Genomic DNA, 22849 nt, shown 5'->3' with positions numbered 1-22849 from the left:
CTACCCCTCCCGTAACAGGTAAATAGTCGACAGTGGCGGTAGTGTTAACAACAATGAGTGCACGTGGTTATGGCTACCGACATGCTGGCTATGGATCCCCCCCTGATTACCCAGATTGCTGCCACGGTAAAACTCAGAGTCAGAATTAAGTACTTCCCGATAATGCCCTGCCTGCGGAATGCCCACACGGTAGTCATAACGCGGCACCGGTGTGAAATTACTGATGGCAATCAGTTCGCCACCATTCGCATCACGGCGCAAGAAAGCAAACACTGAGTTTTCGTGGTCATCTACCACCAGCCATTCAAAGCCATCGGGCTGGTAATCTAATTCATAGAGTGGCGCATGTTGTTGATAGCAGTGGTTCAGGTCACGAACAAAACGCTGCACGCCACGGTGCCAGCCATTTTCATCATCCAGTAAATGCCAGTCCAGGCTGGTATCGAAATTCCACTCGCGCCCCTGTGCAAACTCGCAGCCCATAAACAGCAGTTTTTTACCGGGATGCGCCCACATAAACGCGTAATAGGCACGCAGGTTGGCGAATTTCTGCCAGGCATCCCCCGGCATACGATCGAGCACCGAGCGCTTACCGTGCACCACTTCATCGTGGGAGATAGGCAAGATAAAATTCTCGGTATAGGCGTACAACATCCCGAAAGTCATCAGATTATGGTGGTACTTGCGATGAATCGGATCACACTGCATGTAATTGAGCGTGTCATGCATCCAACCCATATTCCATTTATAGTTAAACCCTAATCCGCCGGCATCGGGCGGTAATGTCACGCCAGGAAAATCGGTCGATTCTTCCGCCATCGTCACACCGCCTGGGCGCTCAACGCCGATGGTGTGATTGGTGTAACGCAGGAAAGCAATCGCTTCCAGATTTTCACGCCCGCCATAATAGTTAGGCACCCACTGCCCTTCAGCACGGCTATAATCGCGATAAATCATCGAAGCCACGGCATCGATACGCAATGCATCGATACCAAAACGTTCCATCCAGTAAAACGCATTGCCAGCCAAATAATTACGGACCTCATTACGGCCATAGTTATAAATCAGGGTATTCCAATCCTGATGATAGCCTTCGCGCGGATCGGCATATTCATACAACGAGGTGCCATCAAACTGCATGAGCCCGTGTTCATCACTCGGGAAGTGACCGGGAACCCAATCAAGGATGACGTTAATCCCCGCGGTATGGAATGCGGCAACAAAATCTTTGAAATCCTGCGGAGTACCAAAGCGGCGGGTCGGTGCATATAACCCGAGCGGCTGATAACCCCAGCTGCCATCGAATGGATGTTCGTTAATCGGCAGCAGCTCGACATGGGTAAACCCCATGTATTTAACGTATTCAACCAGTTGCTCCGCCAACTCGCCATAACTGAGCCAATAGTTATTATCGGTATGGCGGCGCCATGAACCGAGATGGACTTCATAGATAGAAACCGGTGAGCGCAAATCATTGGCTTTCTGTCTTGCTGGCGTATTTGGCACCACTTCAGGTAACGGGCTGACCAACGAGGCAGTTTCTGGCCGCATCTGAGCTTCAAATGCATAAGGGTCCGCTTTTAAGCGCACCTGATCATTACTGTCTATTATCTCAAATTTGTACAACTGGCCGGCTTGTACGCCAGGCAGGAATAGCTCCCAAATACCATTTTCGCGCCGTAACCGCATCGGGTGGCGGCGACCATCCCAAAAGTTAAACTCCCCCACCACAGACACCCGTTTGGCATTAGGTGCCCAAACGGCAAAACTGACCCCCGCGACCCCATCAAGGCTCATTAAATGCCCACCCAGCCGTTCATAAGGGCGTAGATGGGTGCCTTCGGCCAATAACCAACTGTCAATATCCTGCAATAACGTCCCGAATCGATAAGGATCTTCGATGATTTGGGGACTGTCTTGCCAGGTAACCGCTAATTGATAACGAAACGGGCTTTTACGACGAGGAAGCTTCGCAATGAAAAAACCGCGCGGGTCTTCACTGGTCAACTGAGCAATGTTGCGCCCACTTTCCGTTTCGACCAGCCAGACTTCTTTTGCATCTGGCAGCAAAGCGCATATCTGTAACCCTTGCGCAGTTTGGTGCATACCCAAAATGGAAAAGGGATCGGCATAATGGCCGGAAATAATCTGATTAATCACCTGACGATCGGGAAGTACTGGCATGATTTCTTCCTATGATTAACGGCATGATTTTGAGCCAAATTCTGAACACTGACAGCAGAACCGACCTTTTCATCATGCAATCCATTTAGCGTTTAAAGAGTGACTAAGGTCAATGATTAACCAATTAGTTGATTTAATGCCCTAATACTCATTTTCTGACAGTAAAAGCTCGTCAGTTAACTTTTCTTACCCAAACTATAAGCATAGTCAAAGGCCGCCAAAAAAATCGGCTTACTATTAATGAAATTTTTTCTCATATGAATTAGCAAAAAAAACAGTGTGTAAACGGCGTAAGGCGTGCGTGAATGACGTAAAACCCTAAGTTAAGACGTAAAAACAGTGCGGATAACATCGGCCAGTAGAAATGCCCAAAACAGGGAACTGAGCTGACGTTTGCCCATATAAGGCCCTTTTTGCTTAAAAGGGGTAACGGTTAAAACTTTCTGCGGCTAAATGTGGTTACAATAGCGGCAAGAATTAGCATTTGTGGTTATCAATATGGGCGTAAGCCAAGCCGAACTGATTTTCTCCCTGCTACAACAGATGTGTGTGTATCTGGTGATCGCCTATCTGTTAAGTAAAACACCGCTGTTTATTCCGTTAATGCAGGTTACCATTCGGCTGCCCCACAAACTGGTGTGCTATCTCACGTTTTCCATGTTTTGCATCATGGGCACCTATTTTGGTCTGCATATTGAGGACTCCATCGCCAATACCCGTGCTATCGGTGCCGTGTTGGGCGGTGTTCTGGGGGGGCCATCGGTCGGTTTCCTGGTGGGGCTGACGGGTGGGTTGCACCGCTACTCCATGGGTGGGATGACCGCCACCGCCTGTATGTTGTCTACCGTCGCTGAAGGGCTATTGGGTGGCTTCCTCCACAGCTATCTGATACGTAAAAACCGCCTTGACTTGCTCTTCCAACCGCTGGTGGTTGCAGGCATTACGCTGGTCGCTGAAGTCCTGCAAATGTTAATTATTTTGGCCGTTGCCCGCCCATTCCATGAAGCTGTCGAGTTGGTCGGAAACATTGCCCTGCCGATGATGATCACCAATACCATTGGTGCTGCCATGTTTATGCGTATCTTATTGGACCGGCGGGCTATTTTCGAAAAATATACCACCGCCTTCTCAGCCAAAGCATTACAAATTGCCGCACGGGCGGAGGGGCAACTACGCCATGGTTTTGACCAACAAAACAGTATGCGGGTGGCACGTATTTTGTATGAGGAGCTGGGCGTTGGCGCGGTGGCAATTACCGACCGCGAGAAATTACTGGCATTTATCGGCACCGGCGCCGACCATCACCTTGTGGGGAGTGCTATCACCTCAGACCATACCCACCGGGCGATTGAGTTGAATCAGGTGGTTTATGCCGATGGCAATGCCGTCCCTTATACCTGCTCTATTTCACCCAACTGCAAACTGGGTTCCACGTTAGTTATCCCACTACGCGGTGAAGAGCATCGGGTGATTGGCAGCATCAAGCTGTATGAACCAAAAAGTAAATTGTTCTCCAGTATCAACCGCACATTGGGTGAAGGTATTGCTCACCTGCTGTCCGCCCAGATTCTGGCGGGTGAATTTGAACAACAGAAACAGCTATTGGCACAATCAGAAATCAAGCTACTGCACGCGCAAGTAAATCCTCACTTCCTCTTTAACGCACTGAATACCCTGTCAGTAGTAATCCGCCGTAATCCAGACCATGCCCGCAAGCTGGTGCTTTCTTTGTCGACATTTTTCCGTAAGAACCTCAAGCGCAGCCATGATGTGGTCACGCTGAGCGATGAAATTGAACATGTGAATGCTTATCTGGAAATAGAAAAGGCACGTTTTGCCGACCGCCTCTCCGTTGAGATCTCATTACCTGATGAGTTGATGGAAGCGCGTTTACCGGCTTTTTCCCTGCAACCCGTGGTCGAAAATGCCATCAAACACGGCATAGCGCAGATGTTCAATCACGGGCGCATCACCTTGCACGGTAAGCTCGAGGGCAATACGTTGATACTGGAAGTGGAAGACAATGCTGGTTTGTATCAACCGCAACCAAACGGCGATGGGCTGGGGATGAATCTGGTAGATCGGCGAATTAAAGTCCGCTATGGCAACGAATATGGTGTCACCGTCCTAAGCGAGGCAGATAAATTCACGCGCATTACACTTAAGTTGCCCTTTATCACCGCGAGTGAGGGTTAACAGCGGTTAATTACTTACCCGTGCGAGCAATGATACTCACCATATTAAGTACCGCAGCAGAGCGCTCATGCCGCCGCCATGCCAGTGTAATCTTGGTTTTTAGCAAGCTATCGTCAATCTCATGATAAGTAACATTATTCGCCTGAATAGTTGTCAGCGAGCGAGGCACGATAGTAAAACCAAAGCCTGCCGACACCATCCCTATGGCAGACACCAACTGGGGGGATTGTTGCCCCAGCTCCGGCTTAAACCCGGCACGGTAGCAAGCGCTGATAATGGTATCAAACAATCCTGGAGCCACTTCGCGAGGGAAAGTAATCAGCTTTTCATGCTGTATCGCTTGCAGATTGATTTGTGGGCAGCGATGCAACTGATGGTTATGGGGCAGTACCAGCAACATATCTTCCTCCACCAGCACCTTACAGGTGAATTCATTGCTGGCATCACATGGCTGACGGATAAAAGCCACATCAATGCGTTCGTTATGCAAATCATTCATTAACACCGGCATGGTCTTTTCACTGGGTGACAATATCACCTCAGGATATTTATCCCGATAGGCGTGGAGTAGGCGCAATACCAAGGGCTGGAAGGCTGTCGAGCTGGCAAAACCTACCCGCAACTTACCCGTCTCCCCGCGCGCGATACTTTTAGCTCGCTCTATCGCTTCATCCGTAAGCGTCAATATATGACAGGCATCCACATAGAACGCTTTCCCTGCATCAGTCAGTTCAACACCGCGCGTGAGCCGACGTAGCAGTGGTGTCCCGATCTCCCGCTCTAGCTTTTGAATTTGCTGACTTAGTGGTGGCTGAGAGATACCCAGCTTTTCAGCCGCCCGGGTGAAATGGCGGGCTGAAGCAACCGCAGCAAAATATCGTAGATAACGTAGTTCCATATATTATTGATATCAAAAAAGTGGGATTCCTATATTGGTACTTATGTTCTTTCAGCGTCAACCTTATACGTAAATATAAATATAATTTATGTTACAGGTAAGACGGAGAGAGAGATGACTAAATCAATAACATCGCATTGTTCATGTACTCAAGAGATTGTAAAAAGCTTTATTGCCTATAGAGAAAAGCATTCTGAGTGCATTATTTATCAAACATCACTAATGAGCGCGCTAATTAGTGGGGTTTATGAAGGCCAAATCACCATGGCAGAACTACTGAAACACGGTGATTTTGGATTAGGAACATTTAACAATCTTGATGGTGAATTAGTCGCACTAAACAGTAAAATTTATCAATTACGATCCGATGGCAGCGCCCGTTCAGCACAACCAGAACAGAAGACACCTTTCGCAGTAATGACTTTTTTTCAGCCGACCGAAAAACGCAGTTTCGAACATAAAATAAGCAGAAAGCAGCTCCATAACCTGATTGATGACCTTACCAAAACAGATAATCTGTTTTGTGCTCTGCGTATTGATGGCACCTTCAGCCACGTTGAAACCCGCACCGTTCCCTGCCAACAGCGCCCCTATAAACCCATGCTTGAAGCCATCTCCGAGCAACCGACGTTTGATTTCACCCAGCAAAATGGCGTGATCATCGGTTTTCGCAGCCCGGACTATACCCAAGGAATAAATGTTGCTGGCTACCACGAGCATTTTATTACTGACACCCGCAATGGCGGTGGCCATGTGCTCGACTACCAATTGGAAAAGGGTGTTCTGACCTTCGGCACCGTGGCCAAACTGGTAATCGATCTGCCGCAGGAAGCTGATTTTCTCCAGGCCAATCTCTCCCCGCAAAATCTCAATAACGCCATCCGCGCGGTAGAAAGTTAACCGGCGGTAAAACATCAATTAATAGCGGCTAAATCAACCATAGAGGACAACACATCATGACCAATGAAACGCATACTCAGGCTTGGCAGTGCGGGGCTGATCTGGTGGTTAATCATTTAGAGCAGCAAGGTGTAAAACAGGTGTTCGGTATTCCCGGCGCTAAAATTGATCGAGTATTTAATTCACTGGAAGATTCCAGCATTCAAACGATTGTGGTGCGCCACGAAGCGAATGCGGCTTTCATGGCTGCGGCCATCGGCCGGTTAACCGGTAAAGCAGGCGTTGCATTAGTCACCTCAGGGCCGGGTTGCGCCAACTTAGTTACCGGGCTGGCAACAGCGACCTCTGAAGGGGATCCGGTGGTGGCGCTAGGCGGCGCGGTAAAGCGGGCCGATAGCCTGAAAATAACTCACCAGAGTATGGATACTGTGAGTATTTTTCGCCCGATAACTAAGTTTAGTGCGGAGGTAACTGCCTCTGCGGCGCTGTCAGAAGTCCTGGGTAATGCCTTTAGAACCGCTGAATTTGGTCGGCCGGGCGCGGCCTTTGTTAGCCTGCCGCAAGATATCCTCAACAACCCCGTGACCAGTCAGGCGTTGATTCATCAACCATGCCCACACAGTGGCGGTGCCCCCTTGGATGAGATTACTGCCGTGGCTAAGTTGATTAACAACGCTAAAAATCCCATTTTGCTCCTCGGATTGATGGCCAGCCAGCCGGCAAACGCTCGAGCCATACGGCGTTTACTTCACCATAGCAAAATACCGGTCACCAGCACCTATCAAGCCGCAGGGGTGGTTGATCAGGCACACTTTGATCATTTTGCCGGGCGGGTGGGCTTATTTAATAATCAGGCTGGCGACAAGTTACTACAACAAGCCGATGTGATTATCACCATCGGTTATAGCCCAGTGGAATATGACCCAGCACTGTGGAACAGTGGCCAGGCGACACTGATACATCTGGATATTTTACCCGCCGAAATAGACGCAGCCTATCAACCAGAAAAAGAGTTATTGGGCGATATTGCCACTACAGTGGATGCATTAGCCCCACGGATACATGGCCCGTTAATGTTAACATTGGCAACACAGGCGGTATTGACAGAGCGCTGCCGCCAACGACGAGACTTGGCCAGCCGGGCTGACCATATGAGTGGTTTCGCTATTCATCCGCTGCGTTTGGTCCGGGCAATGCAGGATATTGTTAATAGTGACGTGACCCTATGTGTCGATATGGGGAGCTTTCACATCTGGATTGCCCGCTATCTTTACAGCTTCCGCACCCGCCAAATTTTGATGTCAAACGGTCAACAGACTATGGGCGTTGCACTGCCATGGGCCATTGCCGCCGCACTGGTGAACCCACATCAAAAGGTCGTATCCGTATCGGGTGACGGCGGTTTCATGCAATCAAGTATGGAGCTGGAAACCGCGGTGCGCCTGAAAAGCAATTTACTGCATATTATTTGGGTCGATAACGGTTACAACATGGTGGGAATACAGCAGCAGAAAAAATACCATCGGCCATCGGGAGTTAGCTTTGGCCCGATTGATTTCAAAATGTACGCCGAATCCTTTGGGGCGAAAGGTTTTGCCGTAGAATCTGCTGACGAATTATCCCATAAATTGCATCAAGCTATGGATGTATTAGGCCCGGCAGTCATTGCCATCCCAGTGGATTATTCAGATAACTATCGTTTAATGGAAGAGCTGAATATCAGCCAATTGCTGTAGTGCGAAGCCCGTACCGGGTGACGTGCAACGTAGTTGCTGACACATCGAGGGATACAAAAAAGCCGTGTTAATCATATAAAAAAACCCTGACCATAAGATCAGGGCTTTATCGTTATTACTCTTAATAACCAATCACATCAAGATGCGCAGCATACGGCGCAATGGCTCTGCCGCGCCCCATAGCAACTGGTCACCTACAGTAAAGGCGGAGAGATACTCCGGCCCCATATTCAATTTACGCAGGCGGCCAACCGGGGTATTCAATGTACCGGTTACCGCAGCCGGAGTCAGTTCACGCATGCTCAACTCGCGGTCATTCGGGATAACACGAACCCAGTCATTGTGCGTTGCCAACATTTGCTCAATTTCTGGCAATGGCACGTCTTTTTTCAGTTTCAGCGTAAAAGCTTGGCTATGGCAACGCAGCGCACCAATGCGCACGCACAGACCATCTACTGGAATGACGCTGCTGGTGTTCAGAATTTTGTTAGTTTCAGCCTGGCCTTTCCACTCTTCGCGGCTCTGACCATTATCCAGTTGTTTGTCGATCCACGGGATCAGGCTACCTGCCAGCGGTACGCCAAAGTTATCAGTTGGCAAGGTACCACTACGGGTTGCAGCAGTGACCTTACGTTCAATATCCAAAATGGCAGAGGCCGGGTCTTGCAACTCTTTAGCCACGCCAGCATGTAGCATACCCATCTGAGTCAGCAACTCACGCATATGGCGCGCGCCACCACCGGATGCTGCCTGATAAGTGGCAACTGATGCCCACTCAACCAAATTATTAGCAAACAAACCACCCAAAGACATCAGCATCAGGCTAACCGTACAGTTACCCCCCGCAAAGGTCTTGATACCTTTATCTAAACCCTGTTGAATGACACTATGGTTGACCGGATCCAGAATAATAATTGCGTCATCTTGCATACGAAGAGAAGAAGCGGCGTCGATCCAATAGCCTTTCCAGCCGATTTCTCGCAGCTTTGGATAAACTTCGTTGGTATAATCTCCCCCTTGGCAGGTGATGATAATATCCAATGCACTCAGCGCATCAATATCATAAGCATCTTGCAACGTACCTTGCTGGCCGGTAAATGTCGGCGCGGCCTGGCCATGTTGCGAGGTGGAGAAAAAGACCGGGCGAATACCGTCAAAGTCGCGTTCTTCAATCATGCGTTGCATGAGCACTGAGCCGACCATACCGCGCCAGCCGATAAAACCAACATTTTTCATGTTTACTGTCCTGCCTTGGAAGGTGACACCGATTAATGGATGCCTGTCTTGTATAACTGCGCGCTGTAAGGGTACGGCAGACTGACTAAGATAGACCTGATACCACCTTACAAAATATGGACAAAGTGGCAAGTGAATTTATTCGATACCAGAATGATTCAAAGCAATCTTCCTAATATGTGGCTTTGATTGGCGGGAAACGCCAGTCCCCTAGAGGTAATAATGACTGAGATGATTGCGGCAACAGTGCTGCTGTTTTTGATTATGGACCCACTGGGAAATCTGCCGATTTTTATGTCGGTACTCAAGCATCTGGAACCTAAGCGGCGGCGAGTCGTATTGATTCGCGAATTGCTCATTGCGCTGATATTAATGCTGATTTTCCTGTTCGCTGGCGAGAAGATTCTGGCGTTCCTAAATCTGCGAACTGAAACGGTGTCAATATCTGGCGGTATTATTCTGTTTTTAATCGCAATTAAGATGATTTTCCCCACCCCAGAAAGTAACGTTACCGGGTTATCGGCTGGGGAAGAGCCATTCTTAGTACCACTGGCTATTCCCTTAGTGGCAGGCCCATCGATTCTGGCAACGCTGATGCTACTGTCGCATCAATATCCTAATCAAATTAGCCATTTAGTGTTGGCGTTGATGATTGCGTGGGGGTTGTCTGCGGCGATTTTGCTGATGTCGAATCTGTTCCTGCGCCTGCTGGGTAATAAAGGTGTCAGTGCGCTGGAACGGCTGATGGGGTTAATTTTGGTGATGCTATCTACGCAGATGTTTTTAGATGGTGTGCGGGCATATTTGACCAAATAGGGTTGGCCTCAGTTGCGCAATCCAAGAGGGGCGCGCCCTCTTGGGTATAAACTCACTTTAGTTACGACTTTTCAGTGCTAATACACAACGCTGCACCACGTTATCAATATCCGCATCAATATCGACGCAGAGAACATCTGGCTCATCTGAACCCGGCTCTTCCAACGCGTCAAACTGGCTTTTCAGCAGATCAGTTGGCATAAAATGGCCAGAGCGAGCTTTTAATCGCTCCATGATGACGTCGAAACTGCCTTTTAGATATATAAATACCATCCCCGGATTACCTTCCCGCAGACGATCACGATAACGGCGCTTCAGCGCTGAGCAGACAATAATACCGGTTTCATTTTTATGATTCAGGCTGTAGGCAGCATCACTCAAACGCTCCAGCCACGGCATACGATCTTCATCATTCAGTGGATGCCCGCTGCCCATCTTCTGAATATTGGCGCGAGGGTGTAGATCGTCACCATCAATAAATTTGGCATGGATTTGGCGGGCTACAGCCTCTCCTACCGTGGTTTTGCCGCTACCCGATACACCCATCACGATAATGCTATGTCCTGCCATAATGTTGATCTCTATCTCAGAATGGGAATTTTACTGCTCTCTATGGTTCCGTATTTTACCATGTTACCGGTATCATGATACCGGTAACAAATGAAGATGTGATTTTTATCACAAAGGCCATCTTCCGACCCTACTGACGATAAAAAGAAGCTGACCGCAAATCATAACAAAAAACGAAATACCCAAAGTTATTGGAGAAATACTATGCCATTAGTCATTGTCGCGGTTGGCGTTGCCATGCTGCTGTTACTGATGATCCGTTTCAAACTGAACGGATTTATCTCGCTGATACTGGTCGCGCTGGCGGTAGGTATCATGCAAGGGATGCCAGTCGATAAAGTCGTCGGCTCAATCAAAGCTGGGGTTGGCGGAACGTTAGGCAGTCTGGCGCTGATTATGGGCTTTGGTGCCATGCTCGGTAAATTACTGGCTGATTGTGGCGGCGCTCAACGAATTGCGACCACACTGATTGATAAATTTGGCAAAAAACACATTCAGTGGGCGGTCGTGCTGACCGGTTTTACTGTCGGTTTTGCGCTGTTTTATGAAGTGGGCTTTGTACTGTTGCTGCCACTGGTATTCAGTATCGCCGCATCCGCCCGAATCCCACTGCTGTATGTCGGTGTGCCGATGGCTGCAGCCTTGTCGGTAACCCACGGTTTCCTACCACCTCACCCCGGCCCAACAGCTATTGCGACCATTTTCCATGCGGATATGGGTAAAACGCTGCTGTACGGGACTTTACTGGCAATTCCGACCGTTATTCTGGCCGGCCCGGTGTTTGCGCGCTTCCTAAAAGGAATTGATAAACCGGTACCAGAAGGATTGTATAACCCGAAAACCTTCACCGATGAAGAGATGCCAAGCTTTGGCGTCAGTGTCTGTACAGCGCTGGTTCCGGTGATTTTGATGGCATTGCGGGCAGTGGCAGAGATGATTTTGCCAAAAGGCCACCCAGTGCTCTCTTATGCGGAGTTCTTCGGTGACCCGGTGATCGCCACCTTAATCGCTGTATTGATAGCGATTTTCACCTTTGGCTTAAACCGTGGCCGGTCAATGGAATCAGTGATGGATACCGTGACCGACTCCATCAAAATCATTGCAATGATGCTATTGGTGATCGGCGGCGGTGGTGCTTTCAAACAGGTTTTAGTCGACAGTGGCGTCGATCATTATATTGCCAACATGATGAATAGCAGCGGTTTATCACCAATTCTAATGGCATGGTCAATCGCAGCCGTACTGCGTATTGCGCTAGGTTCTGCGACAGTGGCGGCGATTACGGCTGGCGGTATCGTAGCACCACTCATTGCCACCACCGGTGCCAGCCCTGAATTAATGGTTATTGCCGTCGGCTCCGGTAGCGTGATTTTCTCTCACGTCAACGACCCGGGCTTTTGGTTGTTCAAGGAGTACTTCAACCTGACCATTGTGGAAACCTTTAAGTCATGGTCAGTGCTGGAAACCATTATTTCGGTCTGCGGCCTGGTCGGTTGCCTGTTATTAGCCATGGTGATATAGCATCTGGCAGCAATAGTTATTTAGCTAAACCATTGTGATTTAAATACTGCCGCCGGGGAGGATGGTGAAACCAACATCAACCATCCTCGGCGCTACCGCCTCTCCGCGCAGTTTTGCCAGCAAACGCTCGGCACCAATTTGCCCCATTCTTTCACGCGGGGTTAGCACACTGGCCAGCTTGGGTACCATCGACTGGCCAATATCGTGACCATGGAAACCCGCTATTGCCATATCATAAGGGATAGATAACCCCTGACGCTGACACTCAAATACGGCACCAATTGCCAGGTCATCATTGGTACAAAAAATACTGTCAATCAGTGGATAACTGGCTTGCGCTTCACGCAACAACTCAGCACCTGCCGAATATGATGATGAACGGCTGGTCATCACGCTCATCGGCACCAAACCGGATTCACGCATCGCCTGCTCATAACCTTGCTGCTTAATGACGGTACGCTCATCCTGACGTGCGCCAAAATAGACAACATGGCGATGGCCTTTGGCGATAACTTGCTGCGTCATCTGCCTTGCCGCTTCAAAGTTATTAAAGCCCACTGCCAAATCAATACACGGCGAAATACAATCCATCAGCTCAATGACTGGAATCCCCGCGACCTCAATCATTTTCAATGTACGGGCGGTATGGTGACGTTCGGAGAGGATTAGGCCGTCGATATTATAAGAGAGTAACGAGGTTAACCGCTGCTCCTCACGCTCTTTCTGATAGCCATAGTGCGCTAGCATAGTCTGATAGCCATGCGCATCCGTCACACTCTCAATGCCGCGCAAAACCTCGGCAAAAACCTGGTTGGTCAATGACGGCAACAATACGCCGATGGCATGACTGGTCGCGTTGGACAGGATATCGGGGGCGCGGTTGGGGATATAGCCCAGTTCGTCTAACGCCAGCGCGATTTTTTTCTGCAAAAGCGCGGAAACTTGTTCTGGATTACGCAAATACCGGCTGACGGTCATTTTGGTCACCCCAACCATATCGGCGACGTCTTGGAGCACTGGCCTTTTTTTCTTCATTATCAATGAACTGAGGCTGGGTAAATGGGATACTATTCTAGCAAAGAAAAGGGTATGGCGCGATGCACATACCCTTTTTTACATATACCCGTCATACTTCAAGCTGCATATGCATTGGCTGCTTTCTTTCACCCGAATCACTTACCTGAGTAAGCTCATCGGGATTATGAGCCTCATCAGAGGCTCACCCTGCGGGCCAGCGCAAGCGCCGTTCAAAATGGTTTGCAACCAATTTGTCACTCAATTGCCGCCTGCCTGCAACTCGAATTATTAGGGTATGGGATGGTCAAACTTAAACTGGCGGTAAATCAAACAACAAAATTTCACTGTCTTCGTCAGCATGAATAGAAAGTGCAGCTTCATCCCAGATAGCGAATGCATCGCTGGTCGCGGCATGATGCCCATTGATAGAGACCTTACCACGGACTACCTGTATCCAGATGCGGCGCTCTGCTTGAATCTGATAAATGGACTGCTCCTCACGTTTCAGTGCCCAACGCCAGAGTGTCATGTCCTGGAATACTTTCAGCGAGCCATCGCGGGCATCCGGTGATAACACCAACTGCCGCCCTTGCGGGATATCAAACATCTGCTGTTCATAACGCGGCTCCAAACCTGTCTTATTGGGGATAATCCAAATCTGGTACAAATGCAGCGGTTGGTCGTCACGGCCATTATATTCTGAATGGCGGATACCGGTACCTGCGCTCATAATCTGGAATTCACCGGCATGGATCTGCTCTTTATTACCCATACTGTCTTTGTGCTCTACAGTACCAGACAGCACATAAGTCAGGATTTCCATATCTTTATGCGGATGGGTACCAAACCCCTGACCTGCATCGATCACATCTTCGTTAATCACTCGCAGTGCTGAAAACCCCATAAATTCTGGATCGTAATAATCAGCGAATGAGAAGGTATGCCAACTGTCCAACCAACCGTGATTAGCATGGCCCCGTTCTTCTGCTTTGCGTAAATAGATCATGTTCAGTTCTCCTCAACGTTTTCTTTAGTCTAGATGTCGCGGGAGAATATGAAAGCGTAAAAAACTCACTCCTCTGTTCAAAAAATTCGACTGATTAATAAGTTGAAAGACAAATGATTTGAATTTGAAGTAATTAGCGAAAGAAAACGTTGAGAGAACTTGAGATATGACTGCCTACGAACCAATGATGCAGCGAACAAACAGTGCGAAATAGGCAAAAAAAAGCCAGCACCCGGCTGGCTAAGTAAACACTGGAAGCAATGTGAGCAATGTCGTGCCTTCGTAATGTGAACACCTAAACGCTGATGGCCTCATCTGAAAGCACGACAATGATAATCATTATCACTCTCACTTGTAAAGTGTTTTTTCTAACCACTTGCAATATTATTGACTCAGGTAAATAAAACGCTATTTTATTAGGTAATTCAAACAGTAAGAGTAAGGGTATGTTTATGGAAAATGTGCAGATACGCCATGTGGAGTTCACCGACTATCCCGCTTTGCGGCGGTTATTTTCTCATCCACAGGTTTATCGCGACACGTTACAGCTTCCCCTACCTTCTGAAGAGATGTGGGCCAAAAGAATTAAAGATTTTCCCGCCGGGATGCATAGCCTGGTGGCATGTATTGACGAGGAGATCGTTGGGCAACTGACTGTCGAAGCCAACCAACGGGCACGGCGTAAGCATGTCGCCACTTTTGGTATTGCTGTTGATGCAAATTACTGTGGACAAGGCATCGGCAGTGCATTAATGACTGCTATGATTGAATTATGTGATAACTGGTTGAATATACAACGTATTGAGCTAACAGTGTTTGTCGATAACCTGGCGGCTATCGCGCTTTACCGCAAGTTTGGCTTTGAAATTGAAGGTACCAGCCCACGCTTTGCTTTTCGCGAGGGCCAATATATCGATGCGTATCATATGGGGCGAATCAAGATATCCGCCTAATCCTCAGGGGATAGTGTACCAACCTATCCCCTGCCATAACTGAATATGACTAAATGCTCGCGGTTTCTTTAATATAGTGGCGGGCTTTCACTGCATACTCAAATGGATTAGCGATAGCCGGATCCTGCTCTGCCTCTACTACCATCCAGCCCTGATAACCTTTTTCATCCAGCAATTTAAATACCGGACGGAAATCAATTACCCCATCGCCCGGTACAGTGAACATGCCTTTTTTCACCCCATCGAGGAAACTGAGTTTATTCACTTTCACATCAGCCACTATTTCATCCCGCACATCTTTTAAATGAACATGATTAATACGCGGCAGGTATTTCTCCAAAATAGCCAGCATCGCCGCCTGGCTCCCCTCAGAAACATAGGCATGACCTGTATCAAAGAGCAGATATACATCGTCGTTAACCATACTCATATAACGATCTATTTCTTCGGTAGTTTGGATCCCCGTCCCCATATGGTGGTGCAAACAGACTTGCATACCTTTGGTTGCCGCAATCTTGGCTAATTCGTTATAACCATCAGCAACTCGCTGCCATTGCACATCGGTGAAGTGTGGTTTTTCTTCAAATACTGCCTTCGTCGTCCCTTGAATGCTCTTACTTTGTTCTGAGCAACCAATCACTTTTGCCCCCATTATATGGAGGAAATTCATATGATTAATAAATTCATCAATGGTCTTGGCCCGCTGGTCATCGGCAAAGAAAGTGCTAAACCATGCATTACAAATCTGCATACCGCGCAGCTCAAGCATAGGTTTAAGTACGTTAGGATCTCGCGGGTATTTACTACCAACTTCGCAACCAGTAAATCCTGCAAGAGCCATTTCACTGATACATTGTTGGAAGGTATTTTCTTTGCCTAAGTCAGGCATATCATCATTGGTCCAGCCAATTGGCGCGATTGCTAACTTCACACGTTCTTTATTCATAATAAACCTCTGCGATACATCCAATTTATAGAGATGAATACAATTAAAATGTGATTAATTGCCCGTCTTTAATGCAGGAAAATATACCTTTGGTGCTTGAAGCTGCGGCGTTGTTCACTGCAACGTCAATAACGTTGGGATACGTTTTTATTTAAAATCTTAAAGAGAACTTGCAACTGAGGCCGCCGGGCGACTTTATTTCCCCAACAATTCGCGCTCAATACGTTCGCGAGTAGCCACCGCCTGATGCACCATTTTTTCTGGATAACCAAAAAGAGAAGTCGCAATAATTGACTCACCACCGACTTTAAAGGTGCGATTAGCGAAATCCATATCGCGCAGAGTTTGAAATAAGGCAGAGAAATCGACTTCCCCTTCACCAATACCAACATGTTGATGAATAACCGCATCAACACCCGGTGGATTCACAATATAACGGCAATGCTTGGTGTGATTCATGGTGTCGGCAATCAATACATGAGAAAGGTCAACACCCGCATATTTCAGCATGCTGGCAACGTCCCCTTTGCCTTTATCGTAGAAAAAGGTATGGGGCACGCTATACAGATACTTCACATTATCGCTGCGGAGTGATTTCACTAAATCTGCGGTTTCATTATTTTCTTCACAAAAATCCCACGGATGAGATTGAATCTCTACCCGAATCCCTTCCCGTTCAATAATCGGCAATAACTCTTCCATTGAGCGATACCACATCTCTTCGCAAACTTCTGGCTCATTTGGATCGCCAGAAAGTTCGGTATTAATCACAGAGACACCCATTTCAACTGCAATTTCAATCATTCTCTTCCAGTTGGTCACCGCAGCCTGCCGCCTTGCCTCGAGTGGCCCAGCCCAACGATAAACCACAATAAAGGAAGATATTTGCACCCCGGTTTCTTTTAGTACTTTCTTATATTCAGCAACAACTTCGCGGCCCGCTTTTGGGTGTTTATAAAATGGGTTTAACTGCGGATGCGGTGATTGTTCAATATAGTCATATCCCCATTCTGCCACTTGACGAACCATATTGCTGATACCAAGGTCTTTAATGACATCAACATCAAATGCAATCTTCATCGCTCCCCCGTTTCACGCAAGATACATGCAAGCTTGAGATAAACTCCATTTGCAACAAAAAACCTGACTATGCGGCAGCAGGCTAGCTAGCGCACAGGCAGCAGAGTTTGATGTTATTTATTATAAAAATCAGGTCGTGGCGGCAAACTCACAGGAACAATTTCACCGCTGTTCTGTGCCGCAATACAGGCATCCGCAGTAACGGCGGCAGCAAAACCATCCCAGGCAGAAGGACCGGTGAGTTTTTCAGCTAAAACGTCATTGATAAATGCTTGTAACTCAACATCATAAGCATCAATAAAGCGGTCTTTCCAATCGGTCAGTATTTCATGCGATAGCCGTGCCTGGCTGCGCATCAGCACGGATGAGGGTTCTGGTAATTTTGCAATACCGGTATCACCTACCACTTCACATTGAATATCATAGCCATATTGGCAATTCACAAAGATTTCAACATCAATACGCGTTCCTTTCGCCGTTTCAAATAACACCACCTGCGGGTCTTTCAGATGCGCTTTAGCGTGTTTGGCTTTACGTGGGAAAACAACCTGAACGGAGACATAATCATCATCCAGCAGCCAGCGCAGTACATCAATCTCATGGATCAATGTGTCAGTAATAGCCATATTGGTGGTGTAATTTTCGCCGACTCTCGGGTTACGGTGAGCACAATGCAGCATCAAAGGTTCACCGATTTCCCCACGAGTAATCACATCTTTCAGTGCGCGATAACCCTGATCATAAGGGCGCATAAACCCAACCTGAACCAAGCGCTTACCCTTGGCGGCTTCAGCGTCTACAATTCGCTTACACCCTTCAGCTGTCACCGCCAACGGCTTTTCACAAAATACATATTTACCCGCAGCAATGGCTGCCAGAACAAACTCTTCGTGGCTCGGCCCCCAAGATGTGACTAATACCGCATCCACCTCTTTTGCATTAATCACTTCATGCCCATCGGCATAGATATTCGCCTCAATACCCAGATCACGAATAACTTTAGTGGCATGCTGCTGATTGATATCCGTTACAGCAACCACACGAGCGCCCTGTAAAACTTTACTGCAACGACGAATATGATCCTGGCCGATAGCACCTGTTCCGATGACACCAATATTTAACGACATATTATTTTCCTCATGAAGTTTCGGTTTGCAGGTGATACCTGCTCGTTTTACGACTTCACATCCAGCTCAAGTTGCAGGTGCGTTGGCAGCCCTCATGACTCGGCACATCCCTGTACCGCCATTTTGTGTGTTGAAAGCTATTGGGTATAACGCATTGATTGCTTGCTTAATTAGCCTTAGTAATCACGGGCTTTGGCGATATTTTTTTCCAGTTCACGAACGACTGCATCGGTTCGTTCACTTTCAGAAACTTGAGCAACCCCTACTCGCCACCAACTCAGGTATTTATGTACCATGGTCTTTGGCAGCACTTTTATGTCAATCAAGGTAGAAATTGCCTGCGAATGGGCATCGGTTAATGCATCGATCAGTTGTTGCTCGGTAGAAACACGATATGTTTTACAGCCATAGGCGGCAGCCAGCATGGCAAAATCAACCGGAACAAGACTGCCATCTAATTGGCCTGTGTCCTCATTACGAAAGCGGAATTCTGTGGCATAGCTGTCCATGCCATGTTCCATTTGCAGGTTATTGATGCAGCCATTCGTCATGTTATCGAACAGCACAACGTTAATTTTTTTACGCTCTTGAATAGAGGTAACCAGTTCGGAATGCAGCATCATAAATGCGCCGTCCCCAACCAATGAGTAGACCTCCCTGTCTGGTTCAGCTAGCTTCACACCCAGTGCGGCACCCACCTCATAACCCATGCACGAATAACCGTATTCGACGTGATAGTCGTTACTCCCTTTGGTACGCCACACCCGCTGTAAATCGCCGGGCAAACTACCCGCAGCCGCAACAATGATGGCATCAGGAGGTAATGTGTTATTCAGTACTCCCAGCACTTGGCTTTGCGTCAAGAAAGAGCCGGTTTTATTGATAAATTCAGCAAAAACCTGTTCACGGTCCAAATGGTCATTAATTTCAGGAACGAAATCGTCGGCACGGTATTGCACCTGATAAACCCGCTGCGTTTCAGCTAATTGTTCCGCGCGCATGCGAGCAATTTCCCCCCCCCATCCGGCTTGATAACCGGTAGTGCCAAGCTGTTGATGCAATGCTGATAATGCCTCACGCGCATCAGCCAACAATTGCAAACCATCCAATTTACCGGCATCAAAGGCACTGACATTAATATTCAGGAATGAAACGTCTGGATTCTGGAATAACCATTTAGAAGACGTGGTGAAATCGCTATAGCGAGTGCCAACGCCGATCACCAGATCCGCCTGTTTTGCTAATGTGTTAGCAGCCAGGCAACCGGTTTCACCAATACCACCAAGATTTAATTCATGTTCTGAGCTGATAGTGCCTTTACCGGCTTGCGTTTCTACCCACGGCAAACCAAAACATTCAGCAAATCGTTGCAATGCCTGGCCGGCTTGCGAGTATTTCACCCCTCCCCCACACACCAGAATGGGCTTGCGTTTGGCAGTCAGTAACGCAATGGCATCAGCCAGCATGGCGGCACTGGCAGGGCGTCTGTCAAGGCGATGAACTCGCTTGTGGAAGAAATAGTCAGGATAGTCATAGGCTTCAGCCTGCACATCTTGTGGCAAGCTCAGTGTCACAGCCCCCGTTTCTGCCGGATCAGTCAGAACCCGCATCGCATTAATACAGGCGATCATCAGTTGCTCTGGCCGCGTAATGCGATCCCAGTATTTACTAACCGGTTTGAATGCATCATTAGTGCTGATGCTAAGGTCATGAGATTGTTCTATTTGTTGTAACACCGGGTCCGGTTGGCGGGATGCAAATACGTCGCCTGGGAGCAATAGTAGGGGAATACGATTGGCCGTTGCCGTTGCAGCGGCGGTAATCATATTAGCGCTGCCCGGCCCGACGGATGAGGTGCAGGCATAAATTTGCTGGCGCAGTTTTTGTTTGGCAAAACCGGTAGCGGCATGGGCCATCCCTTGCTCATTCCGCCCCTGATGAACCACTAAATCGCCACAGTTTTGTTCCAACGCCTGCCCCATTCCCAGCACATTACCGTGGCCAAAAATAGCAAAAATCCCTTTGATAAATTTGATTTCCTGACCATCAACTTGCAGGTATTGGTTGTCCAAAAACCGGACTAATGCCTGTGCAGTGGTTAGCCGAATCTTATTCATTTACCCATCCTTTGCTCTGTTGCGCTACATCATGGTGACCAAGTGACGTTCAGCCCCTGAAGATACATATGCCGGAGAGAAGCAGCAGACTTGTTAGCTTTCGCCTGGCTGACGACAGTAAGGAGAAACATAGCAGGGATTATAAACAAATATTTTTTTCATAAAATCAAATTACAGAAGAAACATTTCATTCTGCGATGAAGATCAAATATTCTCAGAAACACTGAAATAACGCGTCCCCGGCTTACCATGCGATTGACCGTTCATTTTCAATCGTCAATAAAATCGCATAACTAATTGATATTAGTATACTATTTTGATTTTAATTCTTCTTTGCTACACCTCGGAAACACTGCCAATAACCGGTCTAAGCTTTTGGTGTAAGTCCCATTTTCAGACCTGATATGAGGCTTTTATCTTCGTCACACAACCGGGGAATAAATTTCATTTAACCTTGAACTTGAAATTTTTATTCCTCATACTGGTTTTAGAAATGTCATTACAGGTTTATTTCATCGGTCACTGTCGGGGCTTGGTTTAATACAGAAGGAAATGGGGATGGGTACACAACACAAAGTACTGGATGTCATATGTATCGGCCGTATTGCCGTCGATTTTTATGGGCAGCAGATTGGTGCCCGGCTGGAAGATACCAGTACATTTGCCAAATATTTAGGCGGGTCATCAGGTAATGTTGCTTATGGCACCGCAATTCAGGGCTTGAAGTCAGGCATGCTGGCACGTGTTGGCGATGAACATATGGGCCGTTTCCTACGCGAGGAATTACAGCGTGTTGGGTCTGATACCCGTTTTCTTATTACTGATAAACAGCGGCTGACAGGTTTGGTTATTCTGGGTATTAAAGATCAAGAGACTTTTCCACTGATCTTTTACCGTGAAAACTGCGCTGATATGGCCCTGACACCAGATGATATTGACGAGACATATATTGCTTCATCACGCGCGCTGGCAATCACGGGTACACATCTTTCGCATCCGAATACCCGAGCAGCAGTGCTAAAAGCATTGGAATATGCCCATAAGTATGGGTTGCGCACAGCGCTCGATATTGATTATCGCCCGGTATTATGGGGCCTGACCTCACTTGGAGACGGTGAAACGCGTTTCATAGAGTCGCAAAAAGTAACGCAGGAATTGCAGGAAGTACTGCATCATTTCAATTTAATCGTTGGTACAGAAGAAGAATTTCACATTGCGGGGGGGAGCACAGATACGCTGACAGCCCTGCAAAATGTGCGTAAAACTACGCCAGCGACACTGGTTTGCAAGCGCGGAGCACAAGGTTGCTCTGTTTTTGAAGGGGATATTCCCACCCGTTGGGAGTCAATCAAACTGCATTCTGGTGTGCGCGTCGAGGTTCTCAACGTATTAGGGGCTGGCGATGCCTTCATGTCTGGCCTGCTGCGCGGTTATCTGAATGATGAAGGCTGGGAGCAAGCCTGCCGCTACGCCAATGCCTGTGGGGCGCTAGTTGTTTCACGTCATGGTTGTGCTCCAGCGATGCCGACAAAAATTGAACTGGATGATTATCTTAGCCGCGAATATTCCGTGCCACGCCCTGACAAGGATAGCCGCCTTAATCATTTACATCGGGTGACTACCCGTAAGCAACAGTGGCCTGAACTTTGTGTTTTTGCCTTTGACCACCGCAAACAATTGGCTGATATGGCCCGTGAAGCCGGTGTTGGTGAAGAGCGCATCCCAAAACTTAAGACATTGTTGCTACAAGCAGCGCAACAAGCCGCTTTGGAGTCTGGATTGGAGCATAAAAGTGGCATTCTGGCTGATACGACATATGGTCAGGAGGCGCTCAATATCATTACCGGCCAGGGATGGTGGATAGGCCGCCCCATAGAATTACCCAGTTCCAGACCATTACGGCTTGAACACGGTAATATTGGTTCCCAGCTAATAGATTGGCCACTGGAACATGTGGTTAAGTGTCTGGTTTTTTATCATCCCCAAGACCGTGCAGAACTGCGCCAACAGCAGGATGAGCTGATTGTGGATGTATATCGTGGATGCTGTAAATCAGGACATGAATTGCTACTGGAAGTGATTTTACCTGAAGATAATAAGGATAAGGATGAGCGCTATTATATTGAAACTATGGCTCATTTCTATCAGCTAGGCATTCAGCCAGATTGGTGGAAGCTGCCGCCGCTAACGGCAGAAAACTGGCAACTGGTTGGCAAACTGATTGAAACTCAAGATCCCTATTGCCGAGGTGTATTAATTCTTGGGCTAGACTCGACAGAGGCCGTATTAAAAGCAGGGTTTGCCGCTGCTGCACACGCCCCGTGGGTTAAAGGTTTTGCTGTCGGCCGGACCATTTTTGGCCAGGCATCGCGCCACTGGTTACAAGGTGAATTGAATGATGCCGAGTTAATGACACAAGTGAAACAAAATTACCAAACCCTGATCGGTTATTGGCGTGACTATCGTCCTACTATTTGAATTAAAAACTGCTCTATCGGCGCTGAAGTGATACTGCCTCAGCGCCACTATTATGCCGCTATCTACGC

At 47.8% G+C, this 22849-nt stretch carries 17 protein-coding genes; 7 read left to right on the top strand and 10 right to left on the bottom strand.

Translation table 11 applies throughout. The features are described from left to right. Nucleotides 1-2184, bottom strand: a complete 2184-nt coding sequence (glgB, locus tag Q2T71_RS19840) for a 1,4-alpha-glucan branching protein GlgB (protein ID WP_372560301.1) — start codon at nt 2182-2184, stop codon at nt 1-3. Nucleotides 2185-2682: 498 nt separating this feature from the next. Here glgB and Q2T71_RS19835 point away from each other — a divergent pair, with 498 nt between their 5' ends. Continuing rightward, entirely contained in the window at nt 2683-4380 is a 1698-nt protein-coding gene (locus Q2T71_RS19835; protein WP_372560300.1) for a LytS/YhcK type 5TM receptor domain-containing protein, read from the top strand. A 10-nt stretch (nt 4381-4390) separates the two neighbouring features. On the opposite strand, the gene Q2T71_RS19830 is transcribed toward Q2T71_RS19835, so the two are convergent. Beyond that, a complete protein-coding gene (locus tag Q2T71_RS19830) occupies nt 4391-5278 on the bottom strand; it encodes a LysR family transcriptional regulator (protein WP_372560299.1) in 888 nt (295 codons plus the stop codon). 114 nt (nt 5279-5392) lie between these two features. Between Q2T71_RS19830 and budA the strand changes: the two genes are divergently transcribed. Together budA and alsS are read left to right on the top strand one after the other, a co-directional pair. Beyond that, on the top strand, nt 5393-6178 hold the full coding sequence (gene budA, locus Q2T71_RS19825; RefSeq protein ID WP_372560298.1) for an acetolactate decarboxylase: 786 nt from the start codon (nt 5393-5395) through the stop codon (nt 6176-6178). A gap of 56 nt (nt 6179-6234) precedes the next feature. Further along, a complete protein-coding gene (gene alsS, locus Q2T71_RS19820) occupies nt 6235-7914 on the top strand; it encodes an acetolactate synthase AlsS (protein ID WP_372560297.1) in 1680 nt (559 codons plus the stop codon). 132 nt (nt 7915-8046) lie between these two features. Here alsS and asd read toward each other — a convergent pair whose 3' ends face one another. Further along, complete coding sequence (asd, locus tag Q2T71_RS19815) at nt 8047-9150, bottom strand: aspartate-semialdehyde dehydrogenase (protein ID WP_083161275.1); 1104 nt, start codon at nt 9148-9150, stop codon at nt 8047-8049. Between the two features lie 222 nt (nt 9151-9372). On the opposite strand from asd, the gene Q2T71_RS19810 reads away from it, so the two are divergent. Further along, on the top strand, nt 9373-9966 hold the full coding sequence (locus Q2T71_RS19810) for a YhgN family NAAT transporter (RefSeq protein WP_005186017.1): 594 nt from the start codon (nt 9373-9375) through the stop codon (nt 9964-9966). Between the two features lie 57 nt (nt 9967-10023). On the opposite strand, the gene Q2T71_RS19805 is transcribed toward Q2T71_RS19810, so the two are convergent. Further along, nucleotides 10024-10536, bottom strand: coding sequence for a gluconokinase (locus Q2T71_RS19805; RefSeq protein WP_083161277.1), 513 nt, complete (start codon nt 10534-10536; stop codon nt 10024-10026). 204 nt (nt 10537-10740) lie between these two features. On the opposite strand from Q2T71_RS19805, the gene gntT reads away from it, so the two are divergent. After that, nucleotides 10741-12057 (top strand): gluconate transporter, encoded by a 1317-nt coding sequence (gene gntT, locus Q2T71_RS19800; protein ID WP_372560296.1) that lies wholly within the window; start codon nt 10741-10743, stop codon nt 12055-12057. 39 nt (nt 12058-12096) lie between these two features. On the opposite strand, the gene gntR is transcribed toward gntT, so the two are convergent. After that, on the bottom strand, nt 12097-13092 hold the full coding sequence (gntR, locus tag Q2T71_RS19795) for a gluconate operon transcriptional repressor GntR (protein ID WP_372560295.1): 996 nt from the start codon (nt 13090-13092) through the stop codon (nt 12097-12099). A 292-nt stretch (nt 13093-13384) separates the two neighbouring features. After that, the gene (locus tag Q2T71_RS19790; protein ID WP_372560294.1) at nt 13385-14080 is read right to left on the bottom strand and encodes a pirin family protein; all 696 of its coding nucleotides are present in this window, start codon (nt 14078-14080) and stop codon (nt 13385-13387) included. A 452-nt stretch (nt 14081-14532) separates the two neighbouring features. Here Q2T71_RS19790 and Q2T71_RS19785 point away from each other — a divergent pair, with 452 nt between their 5' ends. Continuing rightward, nucleotides 14533-15033: a GNAT family N-acetyltransferase gene (locus tag Q2T71_RS19785; RefSeq protein WP_372560686.1), complete on the top strand. Its 501-nt coding sequence runs from the start codon at nt 14533-14535 to the stop codon at nt 15031-15033. Between the two features lie 49 nt (nt 15034-15082). Here Q2T71_RS19785 and iolE read toward each other — a convergent pair whose 3' ends face one another. From iolE to iolD, 4 genes are all read right to left on the bottom strand, one after another. After that, on the bottom strand, nt 15083-15979 hold the full coding sequence (gene iolE, locus Q2T71_RS19780) for a myo-inosose-2 dehydratase (protein ID WP_372560293.1): 897 nt from the start codon (nt 15977-15979) through the stop codon (nt 15083-15085). Nucleotides 15980-16174: 195 nt separating this feature from the next. Next, nucleotides 16175-17059: a sugar phosphate isomerase/epimerase family protein gene (locus Q2T71_RS19775; RefSeq protein WP_372560292.1), complete on the bottom strand. Its 885-nt coding sequence runs from the start codon at nt 17057-17059 to the stop codon at nt 16175-16177. A gap of 113 nt (nt 17060-17172) precedes the next feature. Further along, on the bottom strand, nt 17173-18186 hold the full coding sequence (locus Q2T71_RS19770; protein WP_372560291.1) for a Gfo/Idh/MocA family protein: 1014 nt from the start codon (nt 18184-18186) through the stop codon (nt 17173-17175). Nucleotides 18187-18362: 176 nt separating this feature from the next. Further along, nucleotides 18363-20303 carry a 3D-(3,5/4)-trihydroxycyclohexane-1,2-dione acylhydrolase (decyclizing) gene (iolD, locus tag Q2T71_RS19765; RefSeq protein WP_372560290.1) on the bottom strand — a complete coding sequence of 647 codons (1941 nt, stop codon included), beginning with the start codon at nt 20301-20303 and terminating at the stop codon, nt 18363-18365. A gap of 558 nt (nt 20304-20861) precedes the next feature. Between iolD and iolC the strand changes: the two genes are divergently transcribed. Then, on the top strand, nt 20862-22781 hold the full coding sequence (gene iolC, locus Q2T71_RS19760) for a 5-dehydro-2-deoxygluconokinase (protein ID WP_372560289.1): 1920 nt from the start codon (nt 20862-20864) through the stop codon (nt 22779-22781). Nucleotides 22782-22849: the final 68 nt, after the last annotated feature.

It is taken from the genome of Yersinia sp. 1652 StPb PI (genome assembly GCF_041538345.1).
In the GTDB taxonomy this organism is placed as follows: domain Bacteria; phylum Pseudomonadota; class Gammaproteobacteria; order Enterobacterales; family Enterobacteriaceae; genus Yersinia; species Yersinia enterocolitica_E.
The sequence above is the reverse complement of the archived record's forward strand: the minus strand, read 5'-3'. Positions and strand labels throughout refer to the sequence as shown.